Origin of the sequence: Staphylococcus sp. GDY8P47P, from assembly GCF_016892225.1 — a bacterium.
GTDB lineage: Bacteria > Bacillota > Bacilli > Staphylococcales > Staphylococcaceae > Staphylococcus > Staphylococcus borealis.
In genome coordinates, this window is the sequence record NZ_JAFENV010000011.1 from 287698 (window position 1) to 308387 (window position 20690).

19 protein-coding genes are annotated in these 20690 nt (G+C 33.1%); 13 read left to right on the forward strand and 6 right to left on the reverse strand.

What is annotated here, in order from left to right:
- Positions 1–46: 46 nt before the first annotated feature.
- Both JVV30_RS04400 and JVV30_RS04405 read right to left on the reverse strand, forming a co-directional pair.
- Positions 47–988 (reverse strand): magnesium transporter CorA family protein, encoded by a 942-nt coding sequence (locus tag JVV30_RS04400; protein WP_107629025.1) that lies wholly within the window; start codon positions 986–988, stop codon positions 47–49.
- A 31-nt stretch (positions 989–1019) separates the two neighbouring features.
- Positions 1020–1634 (reverse strand): TetR/AcrR family transcriptional regulator, encoded by a 615-nt coding sequence (locus JVV30_RS04405; protein WP_053028669.1) that lies wholly within the window; start codon positions 1632–1634, stop codon positions 1020–1022.
- Positions 1635–1799: 165 nt separating this feature from the next.
- On the opposite strand from JVV30_RS04405, the gene JVV30_RS04410 reads away from it, so the two are divergent.
- From JVV30_RS04410 to JVV30_RS04445, 8 genes are all read left to right on the forward strand, one after another.
- Positions 1800–3077, forward strand: a complete 1278-nt coding sequence (locus JVV30_RS04410; RefSeq protein WP_070854653.1) for a YhgE/Pip domain-containing protein — start codon at positions 1800–1802, stop codon at positions 3075–3077.
- 161 nt (positions 3078–3238) lie between these two features.
- Complete coding sequence (locus JVV30_RS04415; protein ID WP_204193544.1) at positions 3239–3667, forward strand: MarR family winged helix-turn-helix transcriptional regulator; 429 nt, start codon at positions 3239–3241, stop codon at positions 3665–3667.
- Positions 3668–3779: 112 nt separating this feature from the next.
- Positions 3780–5135: an MATE family efflux transporter gene (locus JVV30_RS04420; RefSeq protein ID WP_053028666.1), complete on the forward strand. Its 1356-nt coding sequence runs from the start codon at positions 3780–3782 to the stop codon at positions 5133–5135.
- A gap of 415 nt (positions 5136–5550) precedes the next feature.
- Positions 5551–6798, forward strand: coding sequence for a copper resistance protein CopC (locus JVV30_RS04425; protein ID WP_204193547.1), 1248 nt, complete (start codon positions 5551–5553; stop codon positions 6796–6798).
- A gap of 14 nt (positions 6799–6812) precedes the next feature.
- On the forward strand, positions 6813–7424 hold the full coding sequence (locus tag JVV30_RS04430) for a YcnI family protein (protein ID WP_070854651.1): 612 nt from the start codon (positions 6813–6815) through the stop codon (positions 7422–7424).
- Between the two features lie 207 nt (positions 7425–7631).
- The gene (locus JVV30_RS04435; protein ID WP_070854650.1) at positions 7632–8048 is read left to right on the forward strand and encodes a DUF2871 domain-containing protein; all 417 of its coding nucleotides are present in this window, start codon (positions 7632–7634) and stop codon (positions 8046–8048) included.
- 197 nt (positions 8049–8245) lie between these two features.
- Positions 8246–9277: an NAD(P)/FAD-dependent oxidoreductase gene (locus JVV30_RS04440; RefSeq protein ID WP_053028662.1), complete on the forward strand. Its 1032-nt coding sequence runs from the start codon at positions 8246–8248 to the stop codon at positions 9275–9277.
- 21 nt (positions 9278–9298) lie between these two features.
- Positions 9299–9700 carry a GNAT family N-acetyltransferase gene (locus JVV30_RS04445; protein WP_053028661.1) on the forward strand — a complete coding sequence of 134 codons (402 nt, stop codon included), beginning with the start codon at positions 9299–9301 and terminating at the stop codon, positions 9698–9700.
- A gap of 56 nt (positions 9701–9756) precedes the next feature.
- Here JVV30_RS04445 and JVV30_RS04450 read toward each other — a convergent pair whose 3' ends face one another.
- Positions 9757–10752, reverse strand: a complete 996-nt coding sequence (locus tag JVV30_RS04450) for an acrylyl-CoA reductase family protein (RefSeq protein ID WP_204193549.1) — start codon at positions 10750–10752, stop codon at positions 9757–9759.
- Between the two features lie 334 nt (positions 10753–11086).
- Here JVV30_RS04450 and efeO point away from each other — a divergent pair, with 334 nt between their 5' ends.
- From efeO to JVV30_RS04465, 3 genes are read left to right on the forward strand one after another with little or no spacing between them, the layout of a single operon-like run.
- Positions 11087–11947 (forward strand): iron uptake system protein EfeO, encoded by an 861-nt coding sequence (gene efeO, locus JVV30_RS04455; protein WP_053028659.1) that lies wholly within the window; start codon positions 11087–11089, stop codon positions 11945–11947.
- Positions 11944–13170: an iron uptake transporter deferrochelatase/peroxidase subunit gene (gene efeB / locus JVV30_RS04460; protein WP_070854648.1), complete on the forward strand. Its 1227-nt coding sequence runs from the start codon at positions 11944–11946 to the stop codon at positions 13168–13170. The genes efeO and efeB overlap by 4 nt, the downstream gene beginning before the upstream one ends.
- Positions 13151–14896, forward strand: coding sequence for an FTR1 family iron permease (locus JVV30_RS04465; RefSeq protein ID WP_070854647.1), 1746 nt, complete (start codon positions 13151–13153; stop codon positions 14894–14896). Before efeB ends, JVV30_RS04465 begins: the two co-directional genes overlap by 20 nt.
- A gap of 67 nt (positions 14897–14963) precedes the next feature.
- Here JVV30_RS04465 and tatC read toward each other — a convergent pair whose 3' ends face one another.
- Together tatC and JVV30_RS04475 are read right to left on the reverse strand one after the other, a co-directional pair.
- A complete protein-coding gene (gene tatC, locus JVV30_RS04470; RefSeq protein ID WP_070854646.1) occupies positions 14964–15719 on the reverse strand; it encodes a twin-arginine translocase subunit TatC in 756 nt (251 codons plus the stop codon).
- On the reverse strand, positions 15661–15894 hold the full coding sequence (locus tag JVV30_RS04475; RefSeq protein WP_107629235.1) for a twin-arginine translocase TatA/TatE family subunit: 234 nt from the start codon (positions 15892–15894) through the stop codon (positions 15661–15663). Before JVV30_RS04475 ends, tatC begins: the two co-directional genes overlap by 59 nt.
- A 162-nt stretch (positions 15895–16056) precedes the next feature.
- Between JVV30_RS04475 and JVV30_RS04480 the strand changes: the two genes are divergently transcribed.
- Complete coding sequence (locus JVV30_RS04480; protein WP_070854644.1) at positions 16057–16572, forward strand: GNAT family N-acetyltransferase; 516 nt, start codon at positions 16057–16059, stop codon at positions 16570–16572.
- A 184-nt stretch (positions 16573–16756) separates the two neighbouring features.
- Here the strand turns inward: JVV30_RS04480 and JVV30_RS04485 are convergent, their stop codons facing one another.
- Positions 16757–18445: a CDP-glycerol glycerophosphotransferase family protein gene (locus JVV30_RS04485; RefSeq protein ID WP_204193552.1), complete on the reverse strand. Its 1689-nt coding sequence runs from the start codon at positions 18443–18445 to the stop codon at positions 16757–16759.
- A 375-nt stretch (positions 18446–18820) separates the two neighbouring features.
- On the opposite strand from JVV30_RS04485, the gene JVV30_RS04490 reads away from it, so the two are divergent.
- Entirely contained in the window at positions 18821–20422 is a 1602-nt protein-coding gene (locus tag JVV30_RS04490; protein ID WP_070854642.1) for an L-lactate permease, read from the forward strand.
- Positions 20423–20690 lie beyond the last annotated feature (268 nt).

Below are 20690 nucleotides of genomic sequence, written 5' to 3' on the forward strand. Positions count from 1 at the left end.
CAAAACCGGTCTTCTGAATGTCTCAGAAGACCGGTTTTTTGTGTTGTTATAATTTTTGTTTTCGCCATAAGAAGATACTCACAATTGTAACAAGGATAAGTGAAATACCTACAATAAATAGCCATGATGTATAGCTTTTTTCATCGAGTGGAAGTGGGACATTCATCCCGAAGAAACTAAAGACAAGCGTTGGTAAAGTGAGTAATACTGTAAAGAGCGTAAGTGTCTTCATAATATTATTCATTTCGTTTGATAATAATGAAGAATATGATGTTGTGATACTCTCCAGAATTCCCGTATATAATTCTGTCGTTTCAATCGCTTGGTTGTTCTCAATCACTAAATCTTCCAATAAATCCTCGTCTTCATCAAAGCGTTTGATGGCAGGTAATCGGAACAATTTTTTTATGATAGTGTCATTACCTTTTAAAGCGGCAAGGAAGTAAACCAAACTTTTTTCAACTTCCATTAATTTATATAATTGTTTATTTGTAATGTTATTTTTTAACTCACGTTCAATTCGGATTCGTGATTTATTTAAGAGTCGTAAATTTCTGTTGTAGTGGTTTGAAATTGTTAATAAGATATCCAATGCAAAACGACTATGGAAATTTAAATTTACATTATCTTGTCGCGCATAATTTTCTAAAAATTCATTTTCAGCGTCACAGATTGTTAAAATGAGTCCTTTTCCAATAACAATACCTAATGGAATGGTAACGAATGATAAGACGCGACGATTGGTTGAACTGACGATGGGTAAGTCAATAATGATAAGTGAGTAACCTGTGTCATCATCATATTCGATACGTGCACTTTCATCCGCATCTAATGGATCTCGGATAAAATCTTCAGGTAAGTTATACGTTTCTATTAATTGTTCAATTTCTTCTCTATCAGGTTCTACAACATTAATCCATGATGCAGAGTGGTCTAAAGTCGTTTCAACGATGTCATTGTTTGTTGAATGTTTATATGCAGTTAGCATGGTTAATGATTCCTTTCATATTCATTTAGTCTCAGTTGGATTGAGTACGTTCATAATGATTTTGGATCATAATACGTAGCGGCCCATTATAAATGATATTAAAAATATGTTTGGTTAACTCATTTACAGAGAGTCGATGATCATCCTGTACCCAATATTTGATAATTGAAATGGTAGCACCTGAAACATAACTGTGAAAATACATTTCGGGAATACCATCAATCTCATGATTAATACTAATATATTTTTGCATATTTTCTTTCATTAAGGAATGAATTTTTTCTTCAAGTCTACTTTTACGTTCAAGTTGAAGAATCGTATGATAAAACTCCATGTTATCAGAGATATGTTGTAATACCTTAGTCAAAACATTATTTATAAAATCTTCAGCGGTATTTTCTGGTGAACTAACATCGAGTTGATTAAATTGAGTCGATGTCCAAATTTGGGATATACATTCATCTTCCATATCAGTTAATAACATGTATTTATCTTCATAATGTAAGTAAAATGTACCACGATTAATATCTGCTTGATCTGAAATATCTTGAACCGTAATTTTGTCGAGGTCTTTACGTTTTAAAAGGTCAGTAAAAGCACGCTTAATTGCTGACTTCGTCTTTCGTATTCTCCTATCTTCTTTCATAAAATATCGACCTCCTAATAATAAATAGACAAAAATGTACAATCTGTTCAATAACATACGGTATTTGAATAATTGATTATTGTTTATTTTTGACTATCTCATTATAATTTACAAAGTATTAAATATTCAACACATTGTTCAATAAATTGTAGGAGGTTAGATTTCATGAATATTTTTAAAAGCAAACTATTATGGCTTGCACCTATTGCAGCGATATTATTATTAGTTATTTTCTCTTTGGCATTTTATCCAGCGTTTAATCCAAAACCAAAACAATTGCCAATTGCCGTTGTAAACAATGATAAAGGTGTAGACATTCAAGGTAATAAAGTAAATATCGGGAAAAAAATTGAAGATAAATTAATGGATAGTGATTCTGATACAGTTAAATGGGTTAAAGTTGATAAAGAATCAGATATTAAAAAAGGTCTTAAAGATGAAAAATACTATGGGGTAGCTATTTTTAATAAAGACTTTTCTAAAAATGCAATGAGTAAAACACAAAAAGTAGTGATGGATAGTAAAAAGGCAGAAATGAAAGAAAAAGTTGAATCAGGTGAAATCCCTGCAGCTGCCGTTCAACAAATGCAACAAAAAATGGGTAACCAAAAAGTTGATGTGAAACAAGCAACATTTAAAACGATTGTAAATAAAGGTGCAAGCATGCAAGCAGCTACGATTACTGGTAATGTGCTTGATGGCATGGGTGATAATTTGAATAAACAAATTACATCACAAAGTCTTAGCACATTAGAAAAACAAGATGTAAAAGTGAGCGCATCAGATATTAAAGGTATCACTAACCCTGTTAAAGTGGATAATCAAGAGTTAAATAAAGTTAAAGACCATCAAGGTGGCGGTAATGCACCGTTCTTAATGTTCATGCCAGTATGGATGGGATCACTTGTAACATCTGTATTATTATTCTTTGCTTTCAGAACAAGTAATAACTTTAAAATTCAACACAGAATTATCGCATCATTAGGTCAAATGTTATTAGCTGTCATCACAGCATTTGCTGCAAGTTTCGCTTATGTGTACTTCATGCATGGTGTATTAGGATTTGATTTCAATCATACAAATCGAGTAGCACTCTTCTTAGCTATTTCAATACTTGGATTTATCGGATTAATTCTAGGTATTATGGTCTGGTTAGGAATGAAATCTATTCCAATCTTTGTTATTTTAATGTTCTTTAGTATGCAATTAGTCACATTACCTAAAGAAATGCTACCTAAAGCGTATCAAGGTTGGGTTTATAAAATTGATCCATTCACACATTATACAAATACCCTTAGAGAAATTATTTACATGGGTAGTCATATTGAAATGAATGCAACGATGTGGATGATGATAGGATTTATTATTTTTGGTGCAGTTTCTAGTTTAACTGCAGCTATCGTAAGAAAACATAGTAATAAACGTACTGAAATTCCATCATAGGAATGGAGTTATTTGCCTCAAATTTGGCATGAACGTGCTAAATTTGAGGCTTTTTTTGAAAATAAAAATAAACTGAAAATTTAAACTTTAATATATCGGTTGACTATGATAAGAATCGGCGTATTATATTCGTTAGACATCTAACGAAATGGAGTGAGACGATGGAAGCTACCTATCAATATTTAGTCAGAATGTTGGCGCATGAGATGAAACATTACGCTGATCGAAAACTAGATGAGTATAATGTCACACAAGAACAAAGTCATACGTTAGGTTATATTTACAGACATAAAGACCAAGGCATAACACAAAATGAATTATTAAAGACATTTAAACGAAAAGGGTCAACGGTAAGTTCAATACTTAAAGGTCTGGAGAATAAAGGACTTATTTATAGGATGGTAGATCCTGAGGATTCCAGACGTAAGAATTTGAAATTAACTAAAGAAGGAACGCAACTGGTTGAATCTTTTGTCAGCATCTTCGACGATATTGAAAGTATACTTGTCAAAGATTTTAATGAGAATGAAAAGCAACAACTTAAAAGCTTATTTGAACGCATGCTGAATAATATTAAAACAGAAAATTGATTATTAAAGCTAGCTGAAATTTAAAGTAATGATGGAATAGCAGCTAGCAATTATTTTGGAAATATAGTTAGATATCTAATTATTAGATATCTAATATAAGGAGATTATGGAAATGAAAGACGAACAATTATTTTACTTTGAGAAAGCATCTATATTTAAAGCGATGATGCATTTCTCATTACCGATGATGATAGGCTCATTATTAAGTGTGATTTACGGTATCTTAAATGTATACTTTATTGGCTTTTTAGATAATAGCCATATGATTTCAGCGATATCTTTAACATTGCCTATATTCGCAGTACTCATGGCATTTGGTAATTTATTTGGTGTAGGAGGCGGGACTTACATATCACGTTTACTTGGTGCGAAAGACTACACTAAAAGTCATTATGTAAGTAGCTTCTCAATATATAGTAGTTTTGTTTTGGGACTTGTTATTGCTATCATAACGCTACCATTTACGGACCAAATTGCGAGTATACTTGGTGCCAGTGGTGAAACGTTGAACTATACGAGTGACTATTTAAAAATTGAATTTTTAAGTACACCGTTTGTTATTTTATTTTTTGTTTTAGAGCAATTTGCTAGAGCAATCGGTAAACCAATTATTTCGATGATTGGTATGCTCTCAAGTGTTGGCATCAATATCATCTTAGATCCGATTTTGATTTTTGGATTACATTTAGATGTCGTCGGTGCAGCATTAGGTACTGCTATTTCAAACGTGGTCGCAGCAATCTTTTTCATTGTTTACTTTTCTAGAAAAAATGAAACATTATCACTCAATATTAAACATGCCAAACCGACTAAAGCGATGATGCAAGAAATATTTAAAATTGGTATACCTGCATTCTTAATGGTTGTCTTGATGGGCGTAACAGGTTTGGTCGTGAATTTATTCTTGGCAACGTATGGTAACTATGCCATCGCAAGTTACGGTATCTCATTTAGACTCGTTCAATTTCCTGAATTAATTATTATGGGGCTTTCCGAAGGTGTTGTCCCTCTTATCGCGTACAATTTCGTAGCGAATAAAACAAGAATGAAAGATACAATTAAAGTAGTCATCATGTCTATTGCAGTTATATTTGTAGTTTGTATGACTGTCGTTCTTTTAGCTGGTCATACCATCGTTCAATTGTTCAGTACAGACCCACAAATTGTCGTCTTAGCTACATTTATCTTAAAAGTTACTATGACATCATTACTTCTAAATGGTATTGGTTTCTTATTTACAGGTATGTTGCAAGCTACAGGACAGGGTCGCGGTGCTACGATTATGGCTATCGCACAAGGGACAGTTATTATTCCAGTTCTATTTGTTTTAAATAGTATATTTGGATTAGCTGGTGTCATTTGGTCATTATTAATCGCGGAAACAGTTTGTGCTTTGTTAGCAATGTTTATTGTGTATGCCTTAAGAAATCGATTAACAGTAGATACAGCATCTTTAATTGAAACTTAATAAAATGACTAAAAGATTAACAATATAAATTCAAGCGCATAAAACGATTTATAATGAAGATTGAGTTTGAAATTTGAGTTAATAGAAGTCTAGTAATAAAGAGGGAGTGGGACAGAATGCTATTAAAATTCGTCGTCCGCTCCCATCTTGCTTTTCTTGTCGAATTTCTTAGTGACATTCTCTTTGCTGGGGCCCACTCGGCAGGATGACTAGAAGTGAGAAAAGCTTGCTTAAAGCGCCTTTTCAGTTCAGTCAGCTACTGCGAATTTCTAAAATAGCATCATCATATTATTTATGTCCGGCCCATTTCCTGTCTTTATTTTGGATAAAAAGTGACAAATTAGAATAATTATTGTTAAATAGCACACATTATTTTATTATAAGTGAATGAGCAAAATTTTATGGGAGGATGGCAATGGTGAATTTACAACGAAGTTCTAAAGTAGCTTTGGCATTGGTAATGATGTTCTTATTATTGTTAATTCCAACACTTCAAAATGTCGCATCTGCGCATGCAACTTTGGAAAAAACAACACCACCACAAAATGGGGTGATATCAAAGCAACCTGATGCTATAGAGTTAACATTTAATGAGCCAGTGAATGCTGAATATTCGGGAATCACATTATACAATGATAAAGGGGATAAAGTAGGCGATATAGATCCTACTACAACGGGACATTCTAAAACGCTCTCATTTCCAACTGATAAAGTACAACATGGTACACAGCAAATAGAATGGCATACCGTATCTGCTGATGGGCATGAGATTAGCGATCGATTTGAATTTTCAGTAGGTGAAAAGATAGCAAGTGGTGTCGATACATCTCCAGCCTTTTATGAAACACCTGATTTCTGGTTTGGTCTATTTAGATACATAGCGGAAGGTGCAACAATTATACTTGTAGGGCTATATTGGTTGAATGGTATTGCACGTCGTAATAATTTATCAACATTTGATGTTTTTCCTAGACATATTGCAGTATCTTTAATCATGATGATGGCCTATTTAATGTCGCTTATACTCTATTTAATGACATTATCTTCAGATGTACTAGATGACATATTATCACTTCAACCTAGCGTGATAACGCAATTTCCATATATATTAAGTGCCATAGCGTTAATCGTATTAAGTGGCCTATTCGTCTTAAGAAATATGGAGAAATCATGGTATTGGATGATTTCTATTGCTATGATTTTAGCAATGAGTATGTCAGGTCATGCATGGTCGCAAAGTGTGCCATTATGGTCAATTATACTTAGAACACTTCATTTAACAGGTATCAGTTTATGGTTAGGCGCACTATGTTATTTATTAATTTCAGTATTTACACGTAAGAAAGACGCTGTAGATTTATTACGTGAAATATTGTTTAAAGTTAATGCTACAGCAGTAGGGATTATCATTATTTCAGGCGTGTTAATGTCTATTGATCAAACAAAGATTTTATCAATTTGGACAAATATGCAAACGTGGACGGTATTCTTATTAGTTAAAGTCATTGGTACGTTAATCATGATGATACTAGGATTATTGCAAACAACACGTGCACTTAACAAACGTCATAGAGTCAATAAATCTTCACTTATTATAGAAGTTGTCATTGGTATTGTGCTTATTTTGATTGGTGTAATTATGAGCCAAATTAGTATTCCATAAAAAGGAGAAAAAAGATGATTAAAAAATTATTAGCGACAAGTTTCATACTCTTTTTTGCACTAGGTTTCTTTAAAGTAGCAGACGCACACGTCACTTTGAATCCTAAAGCAGTGGATCCTGAATCCTATGAAAAAGTAGATGTAAGAGTGCCAGTAGAACAAAAAGATCATACTGAAAAAGTGGAATTAGAAGTTCCGAAAGAAGTACAAGTTGTTAATATTCAACCAGTGGATGGTTATAAACATAAAATAGATAAAGATAAAAAAGGTAATATCACTAAAATTACTTGGACAGCTAAAGGTAAAGGGATTGGGCCTGATGAATTTATGGATTTCCCAATTGTTGTAGCTAGTCCTAAAGATGAAGGCAAGTATGAATTCAAAGCCATTCAAACCTATGATAATGATGATAAAGTCAAATGGACTGGTAAAGAAGATAGTGAACACCCAGCACCAACGTTAGAAGTTAAAAAGAATGCTAATGCAGTAGAAACGAAAGATGATAAATCACAAGATACTGCTAGTGCACAACAATCTTCAGGTGGTTCAATTGCTTTATGGATCGTTTCAATTATTGCCATTATATTATCATTAGTAGCATTATTTAAACATTCAAGAAATAAATAATGTTAAGTGAGTCAAGGACTAAAGGATACTTAGTCAATTTAAAGTAACTAACTAAACACTTAAGCGCGTTACTTTAAAATTTGTCTGTTCTAGTCCCGCTCCCTAAACGCTACTGCACTGACAATGATGTAACGCAATATTGCATATATTGTCAATTTAAAGTTGATGATAATAAATTATAATATTAGTGTGAGGGAGGCATTATTTATGCGACGATTATTATATGCGTTTTTAGTCTACATGATTTTAGGACTCATTAGTGGGTTCTACTATAGAGAGTTGACAAAAGCACATGAATTTACGGGCGATACACAATTATCTATTGTACATACGCATACACTTATTTTAGGTATGTTTATGTTTTTAATTCTTATACCACTAGAGAAGGTATTCAAATTAAGTAGTTATTACTTATTTAACTGGTTCTATTATGTTTATAACATCAGTGTCATTGTAACGATTGGTATGATGGTAACGAAAGGCACTTTCCAAGTATTAGGAAAAAGCTTTTCCCCGGAAGCATTTGCTGGGTTTGCCGGTATCGGTCATACAGGTATGCTAGCCGGATTATTATTATTATTTTTCTTAATTCGACAAGCAGCCTTAAAAGAACCAAGAGATTAATTGATAATAGGGAGACTTTTCATATTAATAGCACGTGAGTGTTATGTATGGAAAGTCTTTTTTTATAAATAAAGTATGAATACGATGATTTGAAAATATGATTTTCTTCAATAATATATGCACATATTGTATAATATAGGCAAAATAATGATAATTATTATCATTTGAAAAGGGACACAATCTTGGGAGGATAAATGATGCAAGATGTAACAATTATTGGAGGCGGACCTGCTGGGTTATTTGCAAGTTTCTATGCGGGACTACGAGGTATGTCAGTGCGAATCATTGACGTGCAAGATAAATTAGGTGGTAAAATGCAAATCTATCCAGAAAAGATTATTTGGGATATTGGTGGCGTCGCTCCGAAACCATGCTTTGAGATTATTAAAGATTTGATCGACCAAGGATTACATTTTAACCCTAAAGTGAATTTAAATGAACGTGTTACAGATATACGTAAAATAGCCGAAAGACATTTTGAAGTTGAAACAGATCGTGGACACATCTATGAATCAAAATCTGTCATATTTGCAGTTGGTGGTGGCATAATTAATCCGAAACCACTTCAAATTAAAGATGCAGAACGGTACCGTTTAACGAATTTACATTATGTTGTTCAATCATTTTCTAAATTTAAAGGTAAAGATATATTGATTTCTGGTGGTGGTAACACGGCTTTAGACTGGGCAAGAGATTTAGCGAATATCGCCAATTCAATTACATTAGTTTATAGAAAGTCAGATATTAAAGGGTACGAAGCGATGATTCAAGTCCTTGAATCATTAAATGTGACTTTAATGCCTAAAACACAAATTAAAGCGTTAATTGGTGACAATCAATGTGAATGTATCAAAGAAGTGACACTTGAGAATAGTGAGACTGGTGAAGTAATCACTCGAGCGTTTGACGACGTTATTATTAGTCATGGCTTTGATCATGAGAATCCACTATTAACAGATTGTACATCTAAACTTGATTTATATGATGACTATCGTGTTAAAGGGTTTGGTAATACAACAACGAGTATTCCTGGCATCTTTGCTTGTGGCGATATCGTACACCATGATGCTAAAGTGCATCTTATTGCAAGTGCTTTTAGTGATGCTGGAAATGCAGCGAATCTAGCTAAAACGTATATTGACCCTGATGCATACAAAGAAGGATATGTTTCAAGTCATAATGACGTATTTAAAGAATCCAATAAGGCTGTTATTAAACAATATTTATAAAATTAACCAAGGGGGAAGACGATGATTAGATATTCTCATGAAGCTCCAGAAGCTGAGGCGTATTGTCATTTAAGAGTTAAGGCAGGCATGAGCCCAAAGTCAATAGCTGCAGCGCAAAAAGGATTACCTAATAGTTGTTTTAACATTACCATTTATGATGACCAACAACTGATAGGCATGGGCAGAGTCATTGGTGATGGTGGAACGGCATTTCAAATTGTAGATATAGCCGTCGATCCAGACTATCAAGGCCAAGGCTGTGGCAGAATCATATTAGAGCAAATTATGTCATATTTACATTCCGTCGCTGAAAAGGGGACTTACGTTAGTTTGATTGCGGATTACCCAGCCGATCAACTCTATAAAAAATTCGGGTTTACATCAACAGAGCCAAAATCAGGTGGTATGTATATCGTATTTTAACTATAAAAATCACTAGGACGAATCAAATCATACTTGATTGTCCTAGTGTTTGTTTTTTATGCATTAAAATCGATGATAATACGACCAAAATTGTCATGATTTAATACGGTTTCAATCGCTTCTGGTAATTCTGAAAATGTGATGGTTTGCTTAATATCATGTAGTTGATTAGATTTTAAGTCCGTCGCTAAACGTCTCCAAACACGCTCACGGAGTTTCATAGGTGTAAATACAGAATCAATTCCGACAAGGCTGACACCTCTCAAAATAAATGGATAAACAGTTGCATCAAATGACACACCACCGGTTAACCCAATCAATGCGACACCACCATTATTATTGATACGTTTTGTGACATAAGGTGTACCATTTCCACCGATTGGATCAATGGCAGCTTGCCAAGTTCTAGAACCAAGTGGCTTATCATCGTTTTGTGTAATACGATCAATAATCTCATTTGCCCCCAAGGTTTCTAATTTATCTACAGCATGTTTATTACCAGTACTAGCAACAACGTGATATCCTAAATTAGATAACATCAGAACAGCTAATGCACCAACACCACCAGATGCCCCACGTACAAGGACTTTACCGCCTTCTAATGTCATAAAACCAGCTTTTTCTAATTTCTCTATTGCTAATCCAGCTGTATAACCTGCTGTACCATAAATCATAGCCTCTTCTAACGACAGATTGTCAGGTAATTGAACGACCCAATCCGATTTTACACGTGCATATTCACTGAAACCACCATAATGATCGACACCTAAATCATAGCTTGTAACAATCACTTCTTCGCCTTCATCAATCGTTGGATCCTCTGATTTTACTACAACGCCTGCTAAATCGATACCAGGTACCATCGGGTATGATTTTAGAATGTGATTATTATCTGTTGTAGCTAAGGCATCCTTATAATTAATTCCAGAATAATGAACTTTGATTAAGACGTCACCTTCTGGTAAATCATCCATAGTTATTTGAGTAAAGTTAGGTTTCACACTTCCATCTTCATTTTTATCAACTATAAAAGCTTTAAATTGTTCTTTCATATTATGTGACTCCTTTATATTAAACTTTATAAGTATATAATACCCGCATCTCAATTGATCTATACTTTCTCTTAGTCAAATGAGTAAAGATTAATAACTTTAAAAAATAAAAAAATTTTAAGTTAAAATTGTATTTGAATTGTTGTTGACACATCAAAGGGGTAAATCTATAATAAATTTGATAATGATTATCAATTGAAAATTATAAGTGTTTATATGAATATAAAAGACGTTATAACCATGATTGTGAGTTGGTGTTAAATATAGCGTAAGGTTACCAACACGAATCATCTTCAAATGATAATCGCCTAAACTATATTGAGGTGAATACATAATGAAAAAATTACCAACTATTTTACTCGCATCATCGTTACTTTTAGCAGCTTGTGGCAATAATGGTCACAGTGACGACAGTAGCAAAGACAAGCAGTCACAAAGCAGTAAAGGTGAGAACAAAGCTGCTTTACAAAAGGCTACCAAAGAATATGAAAAATATACGGATGGCCAACTTGATAAATTCTTAGAAGGCACAGAAAAATTTGTTGCGGCAATTAAAGCAGATGATATGGATAAAGCTAAAGCATTATATCCTAAAGTGCGTATGTATTATGAAAGATCAGAACCTGTCGCAGAAGCTTTTGGTGATTTAGATCCTAAGATTGATGCGCGTTTAGCAGATATGAAAGAAGAGAAAAAAGAAGATCAATGGACAGGCTATCATAAAATTGAAAAGTCACTTTATCAAGACAATAAAATAGATGAAACAACTAAAAAAGATGCTGATCAATTATTAAAAGATGCGAAAGAATTAGATGCGAAAGCAGATACTTTAGATATTACACCTAAATTAATGCTACAAGGTTCAGTTGATTTATTAAATGAAGTTTCAACTTCTAAAATAACTGGAGAAGAAGAAATTTATTCTCATACCGATTTATATGATTTCAAAGCAAATATTGAAGGTGCACAAAAGATCTATGAATTATTCAAACCAGAATTGGATAAAAAAGATAAAAAATTAAGTTCAGACATTCAAAAGAATTTCGATAAAGTTAATCAACTGCTAGATAAGTATAAAGATGGCGACGGTTATAAAGACTATAGTGCAGTAACCAAAGAAGATAGAAAAGCATTATCAGATGCTGTCAATTCACTTGGTGAACCACTAAGTAAAATGGCTGTGGTTACCGAATGAGTAATGTAGATGATAAACAAAATGACCAAGTTTCCCGCCGTTCATTCTTAAAAATGCTTGGTATAGGTGGCGCCGGTGTTGTGATCGGTGCTAGTGGCGCAGGTAGTATCCTTTCATTTAAATCGATGTTCGATACACCTGAGAATGAAGACAAAGATGCTTTCGAATTTTATGGTCGTGTACAAGCAGGTATCACAACGCCAACACAAAAAAATTGTAACTTTGTCGCACTAGATTTAAAAACCAAAGATAAAAATGCAATTAAAGATATGTTTAAAAAATGGACGCAAATGTCAGTAAACATGACAGATGGTGCGCCAGCTGCTAAAGATAGTCAGAATGAATTATTACCACCCGCAGATACTGGCGAATCAATAGGATTAGGGGCTAGTAAATTAACATTAACGTTTGGTATTAGTAAATCATTTCTAAAGAAAATCGGTATGTCATCTAAAATCCCAGCAGGATTTAAGGACTTACCACATTTTCCAAATGATCAGTTAGATGATGAGTACAGTGATGGCGATATTATGATTCAAGCATGTTCAAACGATCCACAAGTTACTTTTCATGCAATTCACAACTTGATTCGACCATTTAGAGATGTAGTTAAAATGAAGTGGTCTCAGAATGGCTTTGTATCTGGAAAGCTTGAAGAAACACCAAGGAATTTAATGGCATTTAAAGATGGTACAGTGAATCCACGCAAAAATGATGAACTTAAAAAGTATGTGTTTATCGATGATGGATGGGCTAAAAATGGTACATATTGTATTATTCGTCGTATTCAAATTCATATTGAAACTTGGGACCGAACGTCATTAGAAGAACAAGAAGCAACATTTGGTCGTAAACGTGCATCAGGTGCACCATTAACTGGAAAAAAAGAATTCGACAATATTGATTTAGATGCGAAAGATAGCAGTGGCCAATATGTTATCGATCCTAATGCGCACGCGCGTCTAGCACGTGAAGTTAAAACTTCAATTAAACGTCGTGCCTATAATTATAATGATGGAACAAATGCGAAAACTGGCGCGTTAGAAACAGGCTTAATGTTCATTTGTTTCCAAAAATCAACACAACAGTTTATAGATATTCAAAATAATTTAGGGCATAGTGATAAGCTTAATGAATATATTACACATCGAGGTTCTGCATCCTTCCTTGTATTGCCAGGTGTCAAAAAGGGAGGTTACATCGGTGAAACCTTATTTAATTAAATTAATCGCTGTGTTAATCCTTATTTTCACCGTTATTAGAACGGTTCCACCACATCAAGTTAGTGCTGCAGATGATAGTAAAATCAGTGATGTGTATGTGGCGATAACTGATGCAAAATCAACGATAGAAGATAAAGCTAAAAGCAATCAAGAAAAACAAAATGCACTCGCTGATATTAAAGAAAAAGTGAAATCTTTAAATATTAAAGATAACAAAGAGGGTAAAGACGTAAAGTCAAAATTAGAAGCGGTAGATAAAGCGTCTTCAACTGAAGCGAAAGCTGACAAACTTTCTGATTTAACAAAATCATTAATCGCTTATGAAGAAGCAGTCTCTACGAAAGATATTAGCGGTGAAATTAAAACACTAAAGCAACAAGTTGATGCTAAAGATGAACCAATCAAGAAGGCCATTAAACATAAAAATGATGCCGAATTACAATCAATTAATAATAGTTTGAATCAAATTTGGACAACGCATGAAACTGCCATCAGAAATTATGACGAAGGTAAATACGGTCAAATTGAAGTTAACTTAATGCAGTTACGTGTTGCCATTCAAAAAGAACCATTAGATACTAAAAAAGTAGACAATGCTTGGACAACATTCAAAACAAGTATTGATACAGTGGATCAAAAACAATCTAGCGCAGATAATGGAAAATATAAAGTAACACAACTTAATGATGAGTTAGACAAAGCGATTAAAGGGATAGAAGATAATCACTTAGATCAAACTGATGCAGCATTATCTAAATTTGTTCAAATTTGGCCGTATGTAGAGGGTAAAATTCAAACTAAAAATGGCACATTATATACGACAATTGAAGATAAAATACCTTATTACCAAAGTATTTTAGATCAAAGCAATAAAGATCGCGTTAAAGAAGGCTTACAAGATATTAATAAAGATATTAAAGACACTGTAGGTCAAGAAGGCTATACATTTGTAGATGTCATGATCATCTTCTTACGTGAAGGGTTAGAAGTATTGTTAGTCATTATGACATTAACGACAATGACACGCAATGTTAAGGACAATAAAGGTACGGCTAGTGTTATTGGTGGCGCAATATTGGGATTAATTCTAAGTATTACCTTAGCCGTAGTCTTCATTCAAACGCTTGGAAATAATGGCTTATTACGTGAAGGCATGGAAGCTACACTTGGCATTATCGCAGTTATTTTAATGTATGTGGTTGGTATTTGGATGCATAGACGTTCAAGTGCTAAACGTTGGAATGACATGATTCAAAATATGTACCAAAATGCGATAAGTAATGGCAACCTAGTATTGTTAGGTACAATTGGCTTGATTTCTGTTCTGCGTGAAGGTGTAGAAGTTATCATTTTCTATATGGGTATGATAGGTAGCATTACGACGATGGATTTCGTGATTGGTATTGCATTAGCGATTGTTATATTGATCGTCTTTGCATTACTATTTAGATTCATAGTCAAACTTATACCTATTTATTACATCTTTAGAGTGCTTTCGATTTTAATTTTTGTAATGGCATTCAAAATGCTTGGTGTAAGTATTCAGAAACTTCAATTGTTAGGAACATTACCACAACATGGCATTGAAGGCTTACCTACAATTGGTTTTATAGGATTTTATCCTAATGTTGAGTCAATTGTAGCGCAATTAATCTACATTATATTGATTGTGTTTTTCATTTTCAAAAATCGTCAGCACAAACAAAATAATTCTGAGCATCATTAAGACATATTAATAATCAAATAAAAACCTCAAGTCTTGTATGTATCAAGGGCTTGAGGTTTATTTGTGTTTAGGCGCGATGTGATAGTCTGGCAATAAGCATACTAAACTCAAACAGGATGATTAGTGGTAGTGTTAAGAGTAAATTTAAAGTGATGTCTGGTGGTGCGATAATACTCGCTATTACAAAGCAACCAAAATAAATATACTTACGATAGTGCTTAAGCGTTTTAACATCTATTAAATCAAATTTAGCAAGTCCCATAAATAACGTAGGAAGTTGAAATAAAATGCCAAAAATGAGTAGCCATCGTATTAATTCATGTAAGTAAGCCTTAAATCCAATGACTGGTTCAATGCTTAAAATGGCAGATAATGTCAAAGAGAAATTAATAATCAATGGAAAGCCTATAAAAAACGCAAACGCAACGCCAATGATAAATAATAACGCACACCATAAACTGTATTTAATGATAAAGCCACGTTCATACGCATGAAGTCCTGGTGCAATAAACGCCCACAATTGGTAAAACACAATGGGTATGATTAAACATAACGCCACAAAAAAGATAATCATAATGTAAATTTGAATCATTTCTGTAAAAGAAAAGGCATGTAATGTTACGTGTGCGCGTTTAATATAATGTATAAATGGTTTCATCCACCAATGTGATGAAATATATACAATGATTGTTGCAACAATAAAGGCGATAAACACTTTGACGAGACGAGATCGTAATTCATCAAAGTGTCCTAAAAGCGTATTGCTATTTAGTATGTTCTCGTTGTTGTTTAGATTCTTTACTGGGCGTATCGTGACTTTCATCTGTATCTATATTTTCTGCAGCGGACTTAAATTCTTTCAAAGTACTACCAATTGCTCGGCCAAATTGTGGTAACTTTTTAGGCCCAAATATAATCAAAGCAATGATGCTAATCACAACTAAACTGGTTGGTCCTGTAATTCCTAATACAAACATGTTTATAACCTCACTCATCATATATAATAATATCATCTTTACTTTATACTCATTGATAAATATTATCAATAGGAATTTTCGCCGTTCACAAATTAAACGAATTTATTGAATAGCGAGACGATTATAGGGAATAAATTATACAATAAAAATACGTAATTCATGATGAATGAGGGGGATTGAATGATGACAGAACAAATAACGATGATTCAAGGTACAGATGTTAGTGATTTAAGACAAATTGCAGAAACTACGTTTTACGATACATTTGAGGGTGAATACACTGAGGATGATTTCGAACAATTTTTTAAGAAAAGTTATAACGAAACTGTATTATTAAATGAATTGAATAATCCTAATTCGTTTCATTATTTTTATAAAGTAGATAATCACATTGCCGGATATTTGAAGCTTAATATTGGTGACGCGCAAACAGAAACAATGGGTGAGGACTATTTAGAAATTCAAAGGATTTACTTCTATAAAAACTATCAAGGTGGAGGAAGAGGGCACACATTTATCCAACTGGCACTCGATAAAGCTCGAGAACTGGGGAAAAGTAAAGTTTGGTTAGGTGTGTGGGAACACAATCAACAAGCATTGTCATTTTATAAGAAACATGGATTCAAAGTGACTGGGCAACATGAATTTATAACTGGTGATGTCGTTGATATAGATTTAATCATGGAAAGACAGGTTTAGCATAGAATATGTTGAAACTAGATAAGGGAGTGGGACAGAATTCTTTTGAATTCGTCGTCCCACCCCCGCAAGGATGACTAGAACTGAGAAAAGCTTGATTTATGCGCCTTCTCAGTTCAGTCAGCTACTGCGAATTTGCAAAATAGCTTCATTATATTATTTTTGTCCCGGACTCTTTTCATACTTATTTATGATTAATGATATCTCGCATCAATTGCGTTAATTTTTTTAACGACATATTATTATCGTTTACGAGTGGATGGTTAGAAATATCAGTTAATGAATGATGTATTAAATTATTGTGCAATAATGCCTCATCCGTATACCAAACTTTAGCTAAACTATTCATAACATCATCATATACACCACGTTCTTGTTGATAAGCCACATGATTTGGTGTGTAAAGACATACCTTTTTGCCAATCGTTAAAGCATCAAAGATAATTGAAGAATAATCGGTAATTACAACATCCGATATTAATATTAAATCTTGAGTTTCAATATGACTTGTTGCTTCAATTGCACCTTCAGGAAGGGTCATATCATCTTCAACATGACCTTTGAAAATAACGTGGTATGCTTCCAATAATTCTGGAGAGATGGTCATTAATTCTGTAGCATCTTTATCCGCATGCCACGTAGGTGCATATAATAAAATTGGCTTTGTTCGATCCACATTTAAGGCATCTTTAATTTTTTTCTGATGATTTTTATCATTTTGATAGTGGCATAAATAACTTATTCTTGGATAACCATATGAAATCAGTTCCGTATGTTGATTTGGAAATGCTGTTTCAAATAAGCCTGTAGCAGCCTCGGAATCTGTTAAAAGGTAGTCTTGTTTTAGCCATTTATTATATTTACGTGCCTTATAATTGTAGATATTTTTATTTTGGTCTGGTTCTTTGCTATCTAGGAAGAGCTTTTTGATTGGTGTTCCATGCCATAATTGAATCACAGTGCCATTTGGTTTAAATTCATCGGGCATATAACTTTCAATAACGACAATTTTGGCAGTTTCTATTAATTCTTTATTATTTTCTGCATCAGTAGGTAAAAAGTATGGTCCACGTCGATCATTTGTGATGAAATAAGCTTCAGTAGTAGGGTTTCTCTTCACAAAATAATTGAATAAATATTTAGAGTTACCTCTATAACCATAATCAAATCCTAAAAATACAACATGATTTTTAACTTTTGAGGGATCTTTATCATATACATAGCTTAGATTACGATGCTTTTTTAAGGTATGATTTTGCATCTTTCTATAAATCCATTTGGGTAATTTAAATTTAGTAGTGATAAGCCAACTATCTACAAAGCGCATTTCATCTTCTTTACCCGGATATTTAAACTTAGAATATGGAATAGGATGTCCATGAATATAAGCTAATTTATTTAAATCAAAGTGATTAATTTTTTTAATATCAAATGTATCTAAGGAGTTCCAAAATGCATTGCTTGTCGGACATTCATGAATAAAATTAAAAACGACATGATTATCAATATCGATTTCATCTTTCAAAACAGTAACGACGGCTAAATCCATAATAGAATGGATATCATATTTAGATAAATGGAATAAAGCACGTTCAATATTGAAAATGATATTAGGATAATGATTGATATTTTTCATCCATGATAAAAAAGTTAATGTATCATCGCCAAAATAGCGACAGTCATTTAAATATAAGTCATTTAACGTATAGTCTACTGCGATTGAATTATGTGTTGCAGCGACAGCTTCCAACATATCATGATTGATTTTAATATCATTTGAATAAGGAATGAAATGTGAATAACCAGCTGATTTCGCTTTGTTTAGTTGTAATGCAAGATGGCGCATATTTGAAATATTTATTTGTTTAATCATCATACATTGTCCTTTAACTCTTAAATTTCTTAAATATATTTTACCATGTGACTAAGAAAAATTCATATTTACAAAAATGGCATCATTGATAAATTAAAAAGTTTGGGAAATTTTGTTGAAAAAAGAGGATTTTTAATTTGTTAAAAATTTAACAAAAATTTTATAAAAAGTACTATATAGTATTGTCATTTAAGTGGAAAGATGGTATATTTTTATTGTGAAAAAGTTCACAAGACTTAAATTTGTGAAATCTAGCATGATTAACTTGTCGACAAACTAATTAACCTTATAACAGTTAGAAATATGCTCACATTTCAATTGTTAAATCGCTAGAATGTTCATTAATACAAACTAAAGGAAAGAAGAGTCAAAATTATGTTAGTTCAAACATTTGATCCATTTGATAATTTGGTATTATCTAGCTTAATCGCAGCAGTACCTATTATTCTATTCTTATTATGCTTAACTGTATTTAAAATGAAAGGTATTTACGCTGCAATCACAACTTTGGTTGTTACATTGCTTATTGCCATCCCGTTCTTTAAATTACCACTTGGTATTGCAACAGGTGGCGTTGTCGAAGGTTTCTATCAAGGTATTATACCTATTGGTTATATTGTCATGATGGCAGTATTACTATACAAAATCACTCAAGAATCTGGACAATTTAATACGATTCAAGATAGTATTACAAGTATTTCACAAGACCAACGTATCCAATTATTATTAATCGGTTTTGCGTTCAATGCGTTTTTAGAAGGTGCAGCTGGATTTGGTGTACCAATCGCAATTTGTGCGTTATTACTTGCTCAACTAGGATTTAGACCATTACAAGCTGCAATGTTATGTTTAGTAGCGAATGCTGCTTCAGGTGCTTTTGGTGCCATCGGAATTCCAGTCGGTGTGGTAGATACACTTCACTTACCAGGTGGCGTTCATGCAATGGGTGTATCACAAACATCTACATTAACATTAGCAATTATTAACTTCTTTATACCATTCTTACTTATCTTTATCATTGATGGTTTAAAAGGTGTTAAAGAAACATTACCAGCTATCTTAGTTGTATCAGTAACTTATACATTATTGCAAGGATTATTAACAGTGTTCAACGGACCTGAATTAGCTGATATCATCCCACCATTAGTAACAATGGGTGCTTTAGCTTTATTCTCAAGAAAATTCCAACCAAAACATATTTTCAGAGTGCAAAAAGATGTGGAACCTGAGCCGGCGAAACACCATAATGCAAAAGAAATTATGTATGCATGGAGTCCATTCGTTATCTTAACAATTGTAGTTATGATTTGGAGTGCACCATTCTTTAAAAACTTATTCTTACCAAACGGTAAATTATCGGCATTAGTGCTTAACTTCACTTTACCAGGTACATTCAGTGAAGTGGCTAATAAATCAATCATGTTAAGTTTCAATTTCATTGGACAAACAGGTACAGCGATTTTAATCACAATCATTATCACAGTATTAATGGCTAAGAAAGTAAGTTTCGGAGATGCAGGACGTTTATTTGGTGTCACATTTAAAGAATTATGGTTGCCAGTATTAACAATTTGTTTCATTCTTGCTATCTCTAAAATCACTACATATGGTGGTTTAAGTGCAGCAATGGGTCAAGGTATTGCTAAAACTGGAAATGTCTTCCCAGTATTATCTCCTATCTTAGGATGGATTGGTGTATTTATGACTGGATCAGTGGTTAATAACAACTCATTATTCGCACCAATTCAAGCATCAGTTGCACAACAAATTGGTACAAGCGGTTCATTACTCGTAGCTTCAAATACAGTGGGTGGTGTAGCAGCGAAATTAATTTCACCTCAATCAATAGCAATCGCGACTGCTGCTGTTAAAGAAGTAGGTAAAGAATCAGAATTACTTAAAATGACATTACGTTACAGTGTTGGATTATTAATCTTCATCTGTATTTGGACATTTATCTTATCTCTAATTCTGTAATCAATATAAATGAGTGCTTATAAATATAGTTCTTATGAAGATGAGAGCGGCACATAATTCCTAGAAAAATAGCCAGTAAATGAGTTTTTTTATAAATTCATTTACTGGCTTATTTATTGTATAAAAACAGTCTGGGACAAAAATAATATAATAATGCTATTTAGCAAAGTCGCAGTAGCTGACTGAACTGAAAAGGCGCTTAAATCAAGCTTTTCTCAGTTCTAGTCATCCTTGCGGGGGTGGGCGGGGCCCCAACACAAAAAATCAC

Coding starts and splice junctions, on each gene's coding strand:
- JVV30_RS04435 (WP_070854650.1), top strand. CDS start 7,632: ATGCGACGATTATTATATGCGTTTTTAGTCTACATGATTTTAGGACTC.
- JVV30_RS04430 (WP_070854651.1), top strand. CDS start 6,813: ATGATTAAAAAATTATTAGCGACAAGTTTCATACTCTTTTTTGCACTA.
- JVV30_RS04410 (WP_070854653.1), top strand. CDS start 1,800: ATGAATATTTTTAAAAGCAAACTATTATGGCTTGCACCTATTGCAGCG.
- tatC (WP_070854646.1), bottom strand. CDS start 15,719: ATGAAAGTCACGATACGCCCAGTAAAGAATCTAAACAACAACGAGAAC.
- efeB (WP_070854648.1), top strand. CDS start 11,944: ATGAGTAATGTAGATGATAAACAAAATGACCAAGTTTCCCGCCGTTCA.
- JVV30_RS04480 (WP_070854644.1), top strand. CDS start 16,057: ATGACAGAACAAATAACGATGATTCAAGGTACAGATGTTAGTGATTTA.
- JVV30_RS04485 (WP_204193552.1), bottom strand. CDS start 18,445: ATGATTAAACAAATAAATATTTCAAATATGCGCCATCTTGCATTACAA.
- efeO (WP_053028659.1), top strand. CDS start 11,087: ATGAAAAAATTACCAACTATTTTACTCGCATCATCGTTACTTTTAGCA.
- JVV30_RS04475 (WP_107629235.1), bottom strand. CDS start 15,894: ATGATGAGTGAGGTTATAAACATGTTTGTATTAGGAATTACAGGACCA.
- JVV30_RS04450 (WP_204193549.1), bottom strand. CDS start 10,752: ATGAAAGAACAATTTAAAGCTTTTATAGTTGATAAAAATGAAGATGGA.
- JVV30_RS04425 (WP_204193547.1), top strand. CDS start 5,551: ATGGTGAATTTACAACGAAGTTCTAAAGTAGCTTTGGCATTGGTAATG.
- JVV30_RS04420 (WP_053028666.1), top strand. CDS start 3,780: ATGAAAGACGAACAATTATTTTACTTTGAGAAAGCATCTATATTTAAA.
- JVV30_RS04400 (WP_107629025.1), bottom strand. CDS start 988: ATGCTAACTGCATATAAACATTCAACAAACAATGACATCGTTGAAACG.
- JVV30_RS04405 (WP_053028669.1), bottom strand. CDS start 1,634: ATGAAAGAAGATAGGAGAATACGAAAGACGAAGTCAGCAATTAAGCGT.
- JVV30_RS04490 (WP_070854642.1), top strand. CDS start 18,821: ATGTTAGTTCAAACATTTGATCCATTTGATAATTTGGTATTATCTAGC.
- JVV30_RS04415 (WP_204193544.1), top strand. CDS start 3,239: ATGGAAGCTACCTATCAATATTTAGTCAGAATGTTGGCGCATGAGATG.
- JVV30_RS04445 (WP_053028661.1), top strand. CDS start 9,299: ATGATTAGATATTCTCATGAAGCTCCAGAAGCTGAGGCGTATTGTCAT.
- JVV30_RS04440 (WP_053028662.1), top strand. CDS start 8,246: ATGCAAGATGTAACAATTATTGGAGGCGGACCTGCTGGGTTATTTGCA.